This is a genomic window from Streptomyces sp. AC558_RSS880 (genome assembly GCF_019049255.1).
In the GTDB taxonomy this organism is placed as follows: Bacteria; Actinomycetota; Actinomycetes; order Streptomycetales; family Streptomycetaceae; genus Streptomyces.
In genome coordinates, this window is the sequence record NZ_JAGMUJ010000130.1 from 281,906 (window position 1) to 296,780 (window position 14,875).

The 14,875-nt window shown below is 72.2% G+C and carries 10 protein-coding genes and 1 pseudogene; 4 read left to right on the plus strand and 7 right to left on the minus strand.

Translation table 11 applies throughout. The annotated features are described in order from the left end of the window. The 3 genes and pseudogenes from KUM38_RS42415 to KUM38_RS30920 all read left to right on the plus strand — a co-directional run. Positions 1 to 319 (plus strand): annotated as a pseudogene (locus KUM38_RS42415) (cytochrome ubiquinol oxidase subunit I); the annotation flags it as partial. Beyond that, positions 316 to 669, plus strand: coding sequence for a hypothetical protein (locus tag KUM38_RS30915; protein WP_308409099.1), 354 nt, complete (start codon positions 316 to 318; stop codon positions 667 to 669). The pseudogene KUM38_RS42415 and the gene KUM38_RS30915, both read left to right, overlap by 4 nt. Positions 670 to 834: 165 nt before the next feature. After that, complete coding sequence (locus KUM38_RS30920) at positions 835 to 2,082, plus strand: YncE family protein (protein WP_217134242.1); 1,248 nt, start codon at positions 835 to 837, stop codon at positions 2,080 to 2,082. 4 nt (positions 2,083 to 2,086) lie between these two features. Here KUM38_RS30920 and KUM38_RS30925 read toward each other — a convergent pair whose 3' ends face one another. The 3 genes from KUM38_RS30925 to KUM38_RS30935 all read right to left on the minus strand — a co-directional run bounded on the left by KUM38_RS30925 (position 2,087) and on the right by KUM38_RS30935 (position 6,800). Further along, on the minus strand, positions 2,087 to 4,060 hold the full coding sequence (locus tag KUM38_RS30925) for a translation factor GTPase family protein (protein WP_217134244.1): 1,974 nt from the start codon (positions 4,058 to 4,060) through the stop codon (positions 2,087 to 2,089). A gap of 163 nt (positions 4,061 to 4,223) precedes the next feature. Beyond that, the gene (locus KUM38_RS30930) at positions 4,224 to 5,891 is read right to left on the minus strand and encodes a multicopper oxidase family protein (protein WP_254397984.1); all 1,668 of its coding nucleotides are present in this window, start codon (positions 5,889 to 5,891) and stop codon (positions 4,224 to 4,226) included. 408 nt (positions 5,892 to 6,299) lie between these two features. Beyond that, a complete protein-coding gene (locus tag KUM38_RS30935) occupies positions 6,300 to 6,800 on the minus strand; it encodes a metallophosphoesterase (protein ID WP_217134245.1) in 501 nt (166 codons plus the stop codon). A 199-nt stretch (positions 6,801 to 6,999) separates the two neighbouring features. Here KUM38_RS30935 and KUM38_RS30940 point away from each other — a divergent pair, with 199 nt between their 5' ends. Continuing rightward, the gene (locus KUM38_RS30940; RefSeq protein WP_217134247.1) at positions 7,000 to 8,937 is read left to right on the plus strand and encodes a glycosyltransferase family A protein; all 1,938 of its coding nucleotides are present in this window, start codon (positions 7,000 to 7,002) and stop codon (positions 8,935 to 8,937) included. Positions 8,938 to 9,126: 189 nt separating this feature from the next. Here the strand turns inward: KUM38_RS30940 and KUM38_RS30945 are convergent, their stop codons facing one another. The 4 genes from KUM38_RS30945 to KUM38_RS30960 all read right to left on the minus strand — a co-directional run bounded on the left by KUM38_RS30945 (position 9,127) and on the right by KUM38_RS30960 (position 14,728). Further along, positions 9,127 to 9,930, minus strand: coding sequence for a class I SAM-dependent methyltransferase (locus tag KUM38_RS30945; protein WP_217134249.1), 804 nt, complete (start codon positions 9,928 to 9,930; stop codon positions 9,127 to 9,129). A gap of 351 nt (positions 9,931 to 10,281) precedes the next feature. Next, positions 10,282 to 11,349 carry a glucose-1-phosphate thymidylyltransferase gene (locus KUM38_RS30950; RefSeq protein ID WP_217134251.1) on the minus strand — a complete coding sequence of 356 codons (1,068 nt, stop codon included), beginning with the start codon at positions 11,347 to 11,349 and terminating at the stop codon, positions 10,282 to 10,284. A gap of 411 nt (positions 11,350 to 11,760) precedes the next feature. Next, a complete protein-coding gene (locus KUM38_RS30955) occupies positions 11,761 to 12,180 on the minus strand; it encodes a CBS domain-containing protein (protein ID WP_217134252.1) in 420 nt (139 codons plus the stop codon). A 100-nt stretch (positions 12,181 to 12,280) separates the two neighbouring features. After that, positions 12,281 to 14,728, minus strand: coding sequence for a SpoIIE family protein phosphatase (locus KUM38_RS30960; RefSeq protein ID WP_217134255.1), 2,448 nt, complete (start codon positions 14,726 to 14,728; stop codon positions 12,281 to 12,283). Positions 14,729 to 14,875 lie beyond the last annotated feature (147 nt).

Below are 14,875 nucleotides of genomic sequence, written 5' to 3' on the forward strand. Positions count from 1 at the left end.
CACCAACGGAATGCAGCGACGGATCCCGGACTACCTGGCGGTGGAAGGCCTGACGACGCTCAACACACTCTCGACCGTCTTCTCGTTCCTGCTCGGCATGTCGATGCTGCCGTTCTTCTACAACCTCTGGAAGACGGCCAAGTACGGCGAGCCGGTCGGCGTCGACGACCCGTGGGGCTACGGCCGCTCCCTGGAGTGGGCGACCTCCTGCCCGCCGCCGCGCCACAACTTCGTGGAGCTCCCCCGCATCCGCAGCGAGTCCCCGGCGTTCGACCTGCACCACCCCTCGGAGTCCGTGAGGGAGTTGAGCGTCCGGTGAGCGGCCGGGACGGCTCCTCCGTGGACATGGAAGTCCTGCTGAACGAGATCGAGGGCCATCTCCTCGTCGACGCGGCCCGCGCCGAGGCCCGTACGGCGGCGGCGGAGCTCACCGCCGGTCTCGGCTGGCTGACGGAGCACCAGCGGGAGGAGGTCGCCCGGCGGCTCGCCGAGCGGTACCTGGCCCTCAGCCGGGCGTCGTGGCAGCGGACGGCCCGGCGGGGCGAGGAACTGCGGGCGCAGTACGAGACCCGGTACCGGCAGCTGCGGCAACGGCTCCTGGGCTGGGTGCTCCTGGGCTGCGCCCTGGCCTTCGGGACCGTTCTCGTCGCCCTGTCGGCCGGTCAGTGAGTCACCCGCGCCTGTGCCGAGCGCCGCGGGCGAGGGTCACCACGCCGGACGCCGACCGCGTTTAATTTTGTCGTGTACGCGGTCTTGTCGCGGACGGCTCTCTTCCTTACTTTTCAGTAAGTTGCCTTTCAGAGCACGTGATTCCGGATTCTGGAGAGAGCCGTCATGCCGGTCCGCAGAACCAGGTACCTGTGCGCCATCGCCGCCACGCTCGTCCTCACCGTCACGGCGCCCACCGCCGCGACCGCCGACTCCTCCCCCGCCCTGCGCGAGGTGCTGTTCGTCGGCAACAACTGGGACGGCACCGCCGATGTCATCGAGTCCACCGGTGACTTCGCGCGGATCGGCCGGATCGACGTCATCCCGGACAAGGCCGAGCGGATGGCCGAGATCAACGCCGACCCGATCCGCTGGATCTACTTCATGGCGATCCGAAGCGGCGTAGGCGAGGGCCACGACCAGTTCGTCGACGACATGTACTCCACCCCGGACGGCACCTCGGTGGTGGTCTCCCGGCCGAGCTTCGCCGACGTGGTCTCCCTCGACCTCGCCACCGGACGGGTCAACTGGCGCTTCCCGGTGTCGGGTTACCGCTCCGACCACATGGCGGTCTCCCCCGACGGCAAGCGCGTCGCCGTCTCGGCCTCGACCTCCAACACGGTGCACGTCCTGGACATCGGGACCGGTGAGGAGCTCGGCTCGTTCAAGACCGGTGACAAGCCGCACGAGAACGTCTTCAGTAATGACGGCACGTACATCTGGAACATGTCCATCGGCGAGGTGAACACCGCGCTCGACGCGACCTGGCTGGACTGGACGAAGGGCGACCGCCGTATCACGGTCGTCGACGCGACCACGTTCCGGCAGGTCAAGGTGATCGACATGCGGGACCGGCTCGACGCGATCGGTCTGAAGGACCACTCGGACGCGGTGCGCCCGGCCGCGTTCTCCCCGGACGAGTCGAAGCTGTACTTCCAGGTGTCGTTCTTCAACGGCTTCTTCGAGTACGACGTCGCCACCGACCGCATCACCCGCACCAAGACCCTGCCGGAGAACCCGGCGACCAACGACGACCGCACCACCTGGGTCAACGACTCACGCCACCACGGCATCACCATGAAGCCCGACGGCACCAAGCTGTGCGTGGCGGGCACCATGGACGACTACGCGACCGTCGTCGACCGCGCGACCCTTCAGCAGGGGCCGCTCGTCACCGCGTCCAAGCCGTACTGGGCGACCGTCAGCGGTGACGGCAGGTCCTGCGTGGTCTCCGAGAGCGGCGCCGACCGGGTCACCGCCATCGACTTCGCGACCGGCGAGAAGACCGTGTCCGTACCCGTGGGCGACCACCCGCAGCGGGTGCGCCTCGGCCATGTGGAGGCCGACTGGTCCGGCGCGGAAGGTGGGCAGTAGGGACTCAACCGCCCACCCTCCGGGTCACGTTGAGCAGATACTCCTTCCGGTTCAGCGGGTTGTGGTCCGTGCGCGGGCGCCGGGGTGGCGTGCCGCGGGTGACGGGCGCGTAGTGCGCGAAGGCGCTCTCCAGCTCGCCCTCGCCCCGGGTCAGCCCCGGCAGCCGCTGCTCCAGCTCGTGCACCCGGGCCGCCGGCACCGTGCCGTCCAGGACGCAGAGTCCGCCCCGGGTCCGCGTCGTACGCGGTACGGCGCCCAGCCCGGACAGCACCGGCAGCAGGGCGCCGAGGGTGTCCGCCGGGGCCTCGATCCGGAAGCGGTGCACCGGCTCGCACACCGCGGTTCCCGCCCGCCGCAGGGCCTCGGCCAGGACGAGCGGGGTGACGCCCCGGAAGTCGGCGCCGGTGCTCGACATGCTCTTGTCGAAGCCCTGGTGGGCGTGGCTCTGGCGGGGGCAGTAACCGGAGTGGGTCATGGTGACCGCGCAGTCGGTGACCCGCCAGCCGTGCAGGCCCTGTCCGAGCGTCTCGCGCACGGTGTCCTCGACCGCCTTGAAGAAGGCGTACGGCATCGCGCCCAGCTCCACCTCCAGCCGGAAGTCCACGCCCGAGCCGAGCGGTGCGGGGTCGACCCGCAGCCCGACCGTGGCGAGGAAGGGGTTGGCGTCCTCGCCGATGGACTCGACGGCCGCCCCGGATCCGGCCGGCCGCTCGACGCACAGCGGTGTCGTCCCGCGGAAGGTCACGTCGAGCCCGTACTCCTCGGCGAGGGTGGCCTGGAGGACCTCCTTCTGGACCTCGCCGTAGAGCGACACTGAGGTCTCGCGCCGCCGCTCGTCGTGGCGCAGGGCGATCAGCGGGTCCTGTTCGGCGAGCTGGGTGAGCGCGAGGTGCAGCGCGCCCGGGTCGGTGTCCGGTGCGGGCACGACGACGGTCTCCAGGGTGGGCGGCGCGAAGACGTGCCCGTACTCCTCGCGGGGTTCGCCGATCGCGTCGCCGACGCGGATGTCCGCCAGTCCCCACAGCCGGGCGATCCTGCCCGCCGGCACCGCGTCCGTACGCGCGTCGGTGCCGCCGTCGAAGACGCTGATGCCGGTGATCCGGCCCTCCGCGGCACCGGCGGGGCCGAACGGGATCCGGTCGCGGGTGCGCAGCGTGCCGGAGAACATCCGCGCGTAGGCGACCTTCTCCCCCGCCGGCCCCCGCTCCACCTTGAACACCGTGCCGGAGACCGGCCCGCCGGGGTCACCGTCGGCCGGTGGGAGCAGTTCCCTGACGCCGGCCAGCAGTGCGTCGACGCCCGCGCCGGTGACGGCGGAGCCGAAGTAGACGGGGTGGACGCGGGCCCGCCGGGTCTGCTCGGCCAGCGCCGTCCGCAGACGGGTGTCCGTGAGGGTCCCGTCCACGAACTCGGCGAGCAGTCCGTCGTCGTGGTCGGCCAGGACGTCGAGGGCGGCCGGGGAGGGGCCGGGAACGAAACGGGCCTCGGGCGTGCCGAGCCGGCCGGTGGTGCCCATGGGCACGATCGACGGGGTGAGGCGTGCCGAGACCGCCCGGAGCAGCTCCGTCTCCCGGGCCCCGCGCCGGTCGATCTTGTTGACGAAGAGCAGGGTCGGGATGGACAGCCGCCGCAGGGTCCGCATCAGCACCCGCGTCTGCGCCTGCACGCCCTCGACGGCGGAGACGACCAGCACGGCGCCGTCCAGCACGCCGAGCACGCGCTCCACCTCGGCGATGAAGTCCGGGTGGCCGGGCGTGTCCAGGAGGTTGACCGTGACGTCGTCGAGCGGGAACGAGACGACGGCGGACTTGATGGTGATGCCCCGCCGCCGTTCCAGCGCGAGGGTGTCGGTGCGGGTGCTGCCGTCGTCGACGCTGCCGATCTCGTCGGTCACGCCGGCCGAGTACAGCAGCCGCTCGGTCAGGCTGGTCTTACCGGCGTCGACATGGGCGAGGATGCCGAGGTTGAGCAGGTGCACGAAGCGTCATGTCCTTCGGAGAGCGGGCCGTTCCTTCCTGGGGGGACATGAACGATGCGCGCATTGCTTCTCCTCGGAACGTGACTGCGGTGTCCCCGGCAGTGCAACAGAGCGGCGGGGACCCCCGCAACACATTAAGCCGGTACGACGGTGTCCAGGGGTGTCAGACGATCTCGAGGTTGGCCATCATGCCCATGTCCTCGTGTTCGGCGTTGTGGCAGTGGAAGAGGTAGCGGCCCCGGTGGCCGTCGAAGCGGGTGATGATGTCCACCGTCTCACCGGGGCGCAGCGACACCGTGTCCTTCAGGCCGGCGTCGTGCGGCAGCGGCGCGCGCCCGTCGCGGGAGAGCACCCGGAACCCCGTCTGGTGGAGGTGGACCGGATGGTCGACGTCGGCGGTGAGGCGCCACACCTCGACGGCACCGCGCCAGGTGTAGACGTCGGTGCGCGACGGGTCGAACGGCTCGCCGTTGATGAACCAGCCGCGCCCCTGTTCCGCGTGCCCGGCGCGGAAGGTGAACCGGCGGACCGTGGTCACCTGCGAGCGCCGCCAGGTGGGCAGGTCGTCGCAGAGCACCTCGGGGATCGTGCTGTGGTCGGACGCCGCGCGTGCGACACGGAACGCCATGACGTCGCGGGTGCGTCCGCTGCCGAGCCGGTTGCGCAGGCGTACCCGGCTGCCGGCCGGCAGGCCCGCGAAGTCGATGACCACGTCGTACCTCTCCGCCGGCGCGATGGGCAGGTCGGTGAGGGTGACGGGGGCGGCGAGCAGCCCCTGGTCGGCGCCGATCTGCACCAGGTCGAGCCGGTGCCCGTCGTCCGTGACGGCCTCCAGCCGGTAGTGACGGGCGTTGGACGCGTTGACCAGCCGCAGCCGGTGGCGTACGGCGTCGACCTCGTGGACGGGCCACGGCGCCCCGTTGACCACGATCACGTCGCCCAGGACGCCGGCCGCGTAGGGTTCGGTCACCCCGGGCCGGTCGCGCAGCTCCGGATCGAGGGCCGGGTAGGCCAGGGACCCGTCGGCGGCGAACGCCCGGTCGGAGATCATCAGCGCCAGCTCCCGCTCGCCGCGGGGCAGGTCCAGGGCGTCCTCGACCGCGTCCCGGACGATGTACATGCCGGTCAGGCCCCGCCAGATCGCCGGAGCGGTGAAGTCCATCCGGTGGTCGTGGTACCAGAGCAGCGCGGCACGCTGGTCGAGCGGGTACGTGTACTCCCGTGTCACCCGGCTCGTCACCGCGCGCGGGTCGTGCGCCATGTGCGCCTCGCCGTGGCGGCCGGACGCGGGGTCGGACCAGCCGTCCGGGAGGACGAGGTCGGTGGGGTAGCCGTCGGACCCGGCCGGGGTGCGTCCGCCGTGCAGGTGCACCACGGTCGGCACGGGAAGTTCGTTGCGGTGCAGCACGGTGACCGGCCGGCCGCTACGGGACTCGATCGTGGGGCCGGGGTAGGTGCCGTTGTAGGTCCACAGCGTCGTCGTCACCCCCGGCAGGATCCGAGCGGTCACCTGGCGCTGGGTGATCTCGTACCGGTCGGTTCCCCCGGAGGTGTCGGCCGGCGCCAGAACGGGCGGGATCGGCAGGGGCACGGTGTAGGGCTCGGGCAGCGGTACGGCGCTGCGCAGCTGCCCACCGGTGTTGTGGCGGCTCGGCGGCGCGGCGGCGGCGTCCGTACCGCCCGCCGCGACCAGCCCCAGCGCGGCGCCGAGCCCGAGGACCCTGCGTCGCGTCAGCTCCGTGCCGGGCGCGGTGTCCCGGAGAAGGGTCCGAGGGGGCTCGGCGCCGTACGGGTCGGTGTTCGGCCCGCGTGGGGTCGACTGGTCAGACATGGGTGCACTCCCGGCGCGACGTGTTCGCGCGTGCGTGGTGGATGGTCGCGGCGCGCAGCACGCCGAGGGGGCGTGCGACAGCGGTTTGCCGCACAACTCGCCACATATTGCACTTGTTCGGACACGGCAACCAGTACCGACACCACTGCCGTCCATCCGTTCACATGGGGCTGGAGCAGTCCGTCCGGCCCCTCCAGTCCTCTGACTCACCTGACTCACTCGGTTCCCACCGGTCACGACGAGACGACGCCCGGGCGCCCGGGCGGAAAACCCGAGAATCAGGTGTGTGAGTTCCGCGGGAGGGGGTAGTCGCCCGGTATCACCTCCGATCGTGGGAAGGAGGTCCGTGAGAGCACAACTACTCGCAGCGTCCGGGCCGCTTCCACCGACACGAAGCGGCCCGGCCCGTCAGCGCGGGGGCAGCCGGTGGAGTTCCACCTCCATGAGCCGGCCCCCGGCGACCGTGGCGGTCATATAAGTGCAGTGGGGTTGCCGGCGACGGTCTGTCGGTGATCCCGGGTTGAGCAGACGAAGTCCCGTGGACGCGGTGGTGTCCCACGGGATGTGGCTGTGTCCGAACACCAGCACGTCAACCCCGGGGAAGCGCGCGGCGCACCGGTTCTCCCGCCCCTGCGCCGGGCCCGTCTCGTGGACCACGCCGAAGCGCAACCCGCCGAGATCCGCGTACGCGGTCTCCGGCAGACGGGCCCGCAACTCGGGTCCGTCGTTGTTGCCGTACACGCCGACGAGTCTGCGGCTGCGGCTCTCCAGAAGATCGAGGGTAGCGGTGTCGACCCAGTCCCCCGCGTGGAACACGACGTCCACGCGGGGGAGTTCGTCCAGCAGGGGGGCGGGAAGACGCTTGGCGCGCTTCGGCAGGTGGGTGTCGGAGGTCAGGAGCAGTCGCACGGGCGGCAGCCTAGGCGGCGCCGCGTCCCCGGCGGGACGCCACGCCTCAAGCGACCCGGCGAGCACGCCGGTCGGCGGGTGCCGGTGGTCGTCACGGCGGGCTCTCGGTGGCGGGGCGAAACGGGGAACGCGGCTGCCGTGGCATTACGATCGGGCGACGCATGTTCCACGGCGAGAGACCCGAAGGGCCCAGATCCAGATGCCGGTCAAGGTCAGCGTCATCATTCCCGTGTACAACCCGGGGATCTACATCGAGGACTGCATCTCCTCGCTGCAGCGGCAGTCACTGCCCCCCGACGAGTACGAGGCGATCTTCGTCGACGACGGCTCGACCGACGGGACACCGGCCCGGCTCGACCGGCTCGCCGCCGAGGACCCCCGGATGCGGGTGATCCACCAGGAGAACTCCGGTTGGTCGGGCAAGCCCCGCAACGTGGGGATCGCCGCCGCGCGGGGCGAGTTCGTGATGTTCGTCGACAACGACGACTATCTCGGCGACGAGGCCCTGGAGCGGATGTACGCGTACGGCGTGGCCCACGGCGCCGATGTCGTCGTGGGGAAGATGGCCGGCAAGAACCGCGGGGTGCCGGTGGAGTTGTTCCGCCGCAACCATCCGCGGGCGACGGTCGAGAACGCCCCGCTGATCGACAGTCTCACCCCGCACAAGATGTTCCGCCGGGAGTTCCTCGACCGTATCGGGCTGCGCTTCCCGGAGGGGCGGCGGCGCCTGGAGGACCACGTCTTCGTCACCGAGGCGTACCTGCGCGCGGACAACGTGTCCGTGCTCAGTGACTACGTCTGCTACTACCACATCAGACGCGACGACGCCTCCAACGCCGGCTTCCAGCGCTTCGACCCCGTGGGGTACTTCGGCAACCTGCGGGAGGCGCTCGACGTCGTCGAGCGGTACACCGAGCCGGGCCCGGTGCGGGACCGGCTGTTCCGCCGCTGGCTGCGGGTGGAGATGGTGGAGCGGCTGCGGGCGCGGCGGTTGCTGGGGCTGCCGGACGACTACCGCAGGCAGCTGTTCACGGAGATCCACAAGGTCGTCGTCGAGCGGTTCGGCCCGGGGGTCTCCGCCGGGCTGCCGCCGACGCAGCAGGTCGTCGCCGCGCTGACCGAGGCCGACCGGTACGACGACGTGGTGGACTTCGCCGCGTGGGAGGCCGGTGTCGCGCCGACGGCGACGCCCACGGGCGTGGAGTGGCACAGCGGCTCGCTGCGCATCGGTTTCACCGCCGAGTACACCTCCGACCGCGAGCCGATGACCTTCCCCGCGGACGCCGCCCGCACCCCGCTGGCCGACATTCCGAAGAACGTGGAGGAGGCGGTGGCGTGGGTCGGCGCTCAGACCGCGGCCCGGTTCGGACAGGCCACCGCGGATCTGCTGCTGCGTGAACGGTCCAGCTCCGCCCAGTACTTCCAGCCCGTGGAGTTGACCCGGGAGACGGTTCCCGTCGACGGCGGTGAGCGGGTGCGGCTGGTGCTGCGGGCGACCGCCACCGTCGATCCCGCCGAGCTGCCGGGAGACGGGGTCTGGGACGCGGTCGTACGGGTGAAGCTCGGCGGCTGGACCAAGGAGTGCCGGCTCGGCCCCGCCCCGCGCGCCACCCGTCCCGAGCCGTACGCGGGTGTGACCGGCCGTCGCGCGGTCCTGCCGTACTGGACCGAGCCGCACGGCAATCTCTCGCTGGACACGGGTGTCAAGGGCAGGCGGCTCGGTCTGGGCGGTGTGCGGCGGCCGGACGTCACCGTCTCCGGGACCCGGCTGCGCGCCCGGATCCCGCTGCACGCCGCCGAGGGCGCCCGGGTGGGGCTCAGGTTCACCGCTTCCGGCAGGACGCTGCACGCGTCCGGCACGCTCACCGGCGAGGCGGACGGGCCGGGCTCCCTGCTGGAGGCCACGCTTCCCGCCCGGCTCCCCCGGGGGGTCTGGCGGGTCGCCCTGAGCCCGGACCCCGATGCCGCGCAACCCGCTTGGAGCGGGCTGCCGTTCGCGCTCCGCGCCGCCGGCGGCGGCGTGCTGGTGGTGACCGTCCCGCGTCCCGGCACCGTACGGAAACTGGTGCGTGCCGCGCGGCGGGCGCTCGGCGCGGCCCGCGCGAAGGTGGCTCCCCTGATCCGCAAGAAGCGGTGACCGCGGGCCGACCGCCCGGTGTCCCGCCGGGGGCGTGCTCCGCGGGTCGCACGTGACCCGCGGGCACCGGCCCGGTGCTGTCCCCGAAGGACCGGCAGGACCGGCACCGGGCCGCGGCGGAGTCCCTCGGCCCGGTGCCCTCGTACGAGAGCTGCCGCGCCTGCCACGAAGGGCTGCGCGGCAGAGGACTCAGCGGCTGACGCCGACCTGTTCCAGGGCGCGGCGCAGGGGCTCCCAGCCCACGCGCCGCGGCAGGCCGCGGTTGCGGGCCTGGGCGAGGGCGCGCCAGAACCCGGCCTGCAGCAGCGCCTCCGGGGGCACCGCCCCGGCCCGCTCCAGGATCGCCTCGGGCACCTTCTGCGGGTCGGGCACCTTGTACTCGGCCATGATCTCGTCGTACTTGTCGTGCAGCACCGTGTTGTCGGGGTCGGCACCGAAGACCACGAGCTGGCCGGTGGGCTGGGTGTCGACCAGGACGGTCACCAGGTCGGGGCGGTAGCGCGCCAGCACCTCGGTGATCTTGTAGACGTCGCCGGTCCAGGCGTTGGTGTGCCGGTCGCGGGCGGCCTCGTCCACGCTGCGCGGCAGCATGTCGTCGAGGACGATCACACTGGCCCAGTCGGAGTGCTTCTCGACGTTCATGAGGTCGCGCAGGGCGTACTCGAACAGGTGCATGCCGTCGATGAACGACAGGTCGAGCGTGGTGCGGCGCCAGTGGCCGATCGGGCTGCGGCCCCGGCGCAGATTGCGCAGCGGGTGCCGGCCGCCCTTGAGGTGGGCCAGCGGGTTGTCGCGGGCGAAGAAGTCGTCGCTGGTGGCCTTCACCAGGTGGACGTCGCACTTCAGCTCCGAGACCACCTTGAAGGCGGGGTCGACCGCGATGCTGGGGACGCGCGACAGGCGCAGGCTGCGGCCGTCGTTGACGCCGATCTCCAGGTAGTTGCGGTTGGCGCTGACCTTGTGCAGCTCCCGAAGGAACTCATGGCGTTTCACGAAGGGGACTCTCCTTGCGGATGCGGGGCAGTGCTTCGTGCAGGGTCGCGCGGCGCGGGCAGGCCGATGTCCTGCCCGCGGTCGTGCGCGAGGGCGCGGTACCGGGGGGCGCGGAAGGCCGGTGGTGGGCCGTACCCACTCCGAGGCGGGTCGCACCAGGTGGTCCCGCCGACGCCGGTGGCGACGGCGGGGCGGCGGCTTCTTCCGGACCGGTCATCGTTCGCACGAAGTTAGCGCCGTGGACACCGTGGAGCCAAACGGTACGCGCGGTCGTGCTCGCGCCGGGCGGTTTCTCCCGTACGGCCCGCTCCCAGCGGCCGCGGGCGATGCGGGGGTCGGCGCCCGGGATGCTCATGAATGGATCTGCACCTTGCTGTGGTCGCCGAGGACGAGCCGGTGGGCGCTGGGCACGCTGGGCGCGGGTGTCACCTCGACGTGCCGGCCGATCAGCGAGGCCTCGATGCGGCCGACGCCGTCGATCGAGGAATCCCGCAGCACGATGGAGAACTCGAGCTCGCTGTCGGTGATCCGGCAGTTCTCCGCGACGGAGGTGAAGGGGCCGACGTAGGAGTCGCTGACGACCGTGCCGGCGCCGATGACGGCGGGGCCGACGATACGTGAGTTGACGATCCGCGCGTTCTCCTCCACGACCACCCGGCCGATGGTCTCCGAACGGTCGTCGACCTGGCCGTCGATACGGCGTTCGACGCCTTCGAGGACGGAGCGGTTGACCTCCAGCATGTCGACGACGTTGCCGGTGTCCTTCCAGTAGCCCTGGATGACGGTGCAGCGCACGTCGGCGCGGGAGTCGATCAGATGCTGGAGGGCGTGGGTGATCTCGAGTTCGCCGCGCCAGGAGGGCTCGACGGCGCGCACCGCCTCGTGGACGGCGGACGTGAACAGATAGACGCCGACGAGGGCGAGGTCGCTCTTGGGGTGGTCCGGTTTCTCCTCCAGGCCGATCACCCGGCCGGACGGGTCGAGTTCGGCCACTCCGAAGGAACGGGGGTCGGCGACGCGGGTGAGCAGGATCTGCGCGTCGGGCCGGTCCCGGCGGAACTCCTCGACGAGGCCGGTGATGCCGCCGACGATGAAGTTGTCGCCGAGATACATCACGAAGTCGTCGTCGCCGAGCCAGTCGCGGGCGATCAGTACGGCGTGGGCCAGTCCCAGGGGCTGTTCCTGGCGGATGTAGGTCACCCGCAGACCGAACTTCGATCCGTCGCCGACCGCGTCCTCGATCTCCGCGGCCGTGTCACCCACGATCATTCCGACCTCGGTGATGCCCGCTTCCGCCAGGGACTCCAACCCGTAGAAGAGCACGGGCTTGTTGGCCACGGGCACCAACTGTTTCGCCGAGGTGTGGGTGATCGGCCTCAGCCGGGTTCCGGCACCACCGGACAGCACGAGAGCCTTCATCCGACTCACCATAGCCGTGTTCCGGCGGATGGGACATCACTTGCTTTACCCGTGCGTCACGAAATCCTGCGAGATGGCCGATGAGCCGCCTGAACACGGGCTAATCCTCACCTCTTACGATATTCCCCTCCGCACCCGCGTTCGGGGTGGTGGAGGTGGTACCGCGGTCCACGGCGGGGAGGCAGGTCCGCAGCGGGTCCTCGCCGCGCAGTCGCCGGGCTCGCGCCCAGCCGCTCTCCGCCCGGCGGGGTCGGTCACTGGTCCCCGAGGTCACGGCTCATCATCTTCCTTCCGCTCCGCTGCCCTTCGGGTCCCCGGCGCCGCGCCGGGCGAACACCCGCCCGCCGTACAGGCTCCCCTCCCCAACACCCCGGCCCGGACGGGGAGTTCCCGTCCGAGCCGGCGTCCTCGTCAGGTGTTGGGCCGGGCCACGCTGATGTCGCCGAGGGCGGACTCCGGGTCGCGCTCCATGGCGGTGTCGCCCAGCGAGACGACACCGACGGGCCGTCCGTCCTCGACGACCGGGACGCGGCGCACGGCGTGTTCGCGCATCAGCCGTACCGCGTGGTCCAGGTCGTCGTCCGGTGCCACGGTCACCAGGTCGTCGCTGCACGCGCCGGCCACGGTGGTGTCCTCGGGATCGCCGCCCCGGGAGACCGACCGCACCACCAGGTCGCGGTCGGTGACCAGTCCGCGCAGCCGGTCGCCGTCGGTCACCAGGACGGACCCGAGGTCGCGGTCGCGCATGATGCGGGCGACCTCCGCGACGGAGGTCTGCGGCCCGACGGTCGCCGGTGCGCCGGTCATGATGTCGCGCACGTGCTGTGCCATGACGTGTCCTCTCTCCTGTCTCTCGGTGGGGTCCCGGGTACCCGGTGGAGCGGTGCGGTCACCGGGCGCGGGCGTTCCCGGCCGGCGGACCCGGCGGCCGTCAGGGCCGCAGCACGAACTCCGCCCACACCTGCTTGCCCCCGCTGACCGGAAGGGTTCCCCAGGTGGCCGACACGGCCTCGACGAGGAGGATGCCCCGGCCTCCGGTGGCCTCCCAGCTGATGCTGGTGGGCTTCACGGGCGTGCGGGGCGAGGAGTCGGCGACCGCGAGGCGCAGCCGGTCGTTGACCAGGGAGATGTCGAGACGGACCGGCCCTTCGGTGTGCACCAGGGCGTTGGTGACCAGTTCGGAGACGACGAGCAGGGCGGCGTCGACGTCCGCGGTCACCCCCCAGGAGCGCAGGGTGCGCCGGGTGAAGCGGCGGGCGTGCCCGACCGCCTGGGGCACCCGCCACACCGTCCAGCTCTCCCGCAGCGGGCGGGAGGTCATGCCGTCGTAGCGCATCAGCAGCAGGGCGACGTCGTCGCTGCGCGGGGCCTTGCCGAGCAGGGCGTCCGCGACCTGCCCGAGGTGGGCGGGGTCGGCGGCGGACAGCTGCCGGGCGAAGCGGTTCATGCCCTCGTCGATGTCGGCCTCGTGGGACTCGACCAGGCCGTCCGTGGTGAGCGCGACCATGGTGCCGGGCTGCAGTCTGAGCGGGCTCATGGGGAAGTCGCTCTGCCGCACCACACCGAGCGGCGGGCCGCCCTCGGCCTCCGCGATCTCGGTACGGCCGTCCGGGTGACGCAGCACCGGCGGCAGATGGCCGGCGCGGACGTACCAGGCGAAGCCCTCCTCCATGTCGACGTCGACATAGCAACAGGTGGCGAAGAGGTCGGTCTCCATGTCCATGAGGAGCCGGTTGGAGTGGGAGACCACCACGTCCGGGGGGTGTCCCTCGACGGCGTAGGCGCGCAGCGCGGTGCGCATCTGGCCCATGAGGGTGGCGGCGCCGGCGCTGTGGCCCTGGACGTCGCCGATGACGAGGGCGACGTGGTTGTCCGGCAGCGGGATCACGTCGTACCAGTCGCCGCCGAGCTCCAGGCCGGCGGTGCTGGGCAGATAGCGGGCGACGGCGATCGCGCCGGGCAGCCGGGGCAGGCGGCGCGGCAGCAGCTGGCGCTGGAGCATGCCGACCAGTTCGTGCTCGGCGTCGAAGGCGCGGGCCCGCATCAGGGCCTGCCCGGCGAGGCCGGCGGCGGCGGTGAGGAGGGCGCGTTCGTCGGGGCCGAAGTCGTGCGGGGTGTCCCAGCCGATCAGACAGGCACCGGCCATGCGGTTCCCGGCCGGCAGCGGCAGCACGGCGAGTCCGCCGGGGCCGACCTCGGCGAGGGCGGTCTCCAGCGGGGAACCGGCCGGCCAGATACCGGCGCGGCCCTCGCGCAGGGCGGCGGCGAGGGTGGGCATGGTGCGCACCGGCGCGTCGGGCCACTCGGTGCGCCACTCCGCGCGCCACAGCTCCGGCCAGGCCTCCGGTTCGGGCGGGTCGAGGACGGTGACGACGAGCCGTTCGTTCTCCAGCTCGGCGAGCGCGATCCGGTCGGCCCGCAGCGGCCGGCGCAGCGCGGCGACCACGGCCTTGCCGACGTCGCGGACGGTGACCGCGGTGGCGAGCGCGGCGGCCAGGCGCTGGACGCGGGCCACGTCCGTGATGTCGGAGCGCAGGGTGGAGGCGTCGGCGACGGAGCCCACCAGCCGGGCGGGGCGCCCCTCGCCGCCGGGCACCAGCCGGCCGCGCAGCCGGAGCCACTTGGGCGGTCCGGTGGGCTGGAGCACCCGGAACTCCAGTTCGCGGTCGCCGATCGTCATGTGGTCGGCCTCGACGACGGACATCAGTGAGGGCAGGTCCTCCGGCACCGTCAGGCCCAGCAGGGTCTCGACCCGTCCGTCGAAGTCGTCCGGGTCGAGGCCGAACAGCTCCAGGATGCCCTCGCCGACCCGGACCCGCCCGGTGTCCATGGCGAGGCTGAAGCCGCCGGGCCGCAGGTCGGCGGCCTCGGCGGTGGCGGCCGACGAGGGGAGGGCGAGGGCGTCGGCGACGAGGCCGAGGCAGAAGCGGTCGTCGGCGTCGAAGCCGCCGGCGCGCTCGCCGACCGCGAGCAGGCAGCCACCGCCGTCGCCGCGCAGGGGCAGCGCCGCCAGGAAGAAGTCACGGCTGGGCACGCGTCGTGACTGCGCCTGCGCGGCGAGGTCGTCCGGGCCCAGCCACACCGGCCGCCCGCGGTGGGCCTCGGCCACCGGAGCGCGCCCGGCGACGGGGTAGCTGTCCCGTACCCCGCACAGGGTTCGCGGCACCCCGACGGACTCCGCCAGGTACAGCAGTTCTCCGTCCGCGTCGGCCGTGTACACGGCGGCGAACGCGGCACCGGCGAAGACGAGGGCCTGCTCCAGGATCCTGCGCACCCGTTCGGGTGACTCGGGGTCGGCCGCGATCGCCGTCAGGGCACCTTCCGCACGCAGCGTTCTCGTGCTGCGTCCCGCAGCGCCCTCACCGACCACGTTGGCCATTACAGCGCTTGTGGGACACCCGCGCAGCCCCTGTGCGCGTTCGGCGGCCTCCGGGGTGCGCGGGGCGGGTATACCCCGGACAGCCCTACGGGCCCGGGTCCGGGGTATACGGAGGGCGCGTCGCCCGGCGGGGCGTACGGTCTTCCG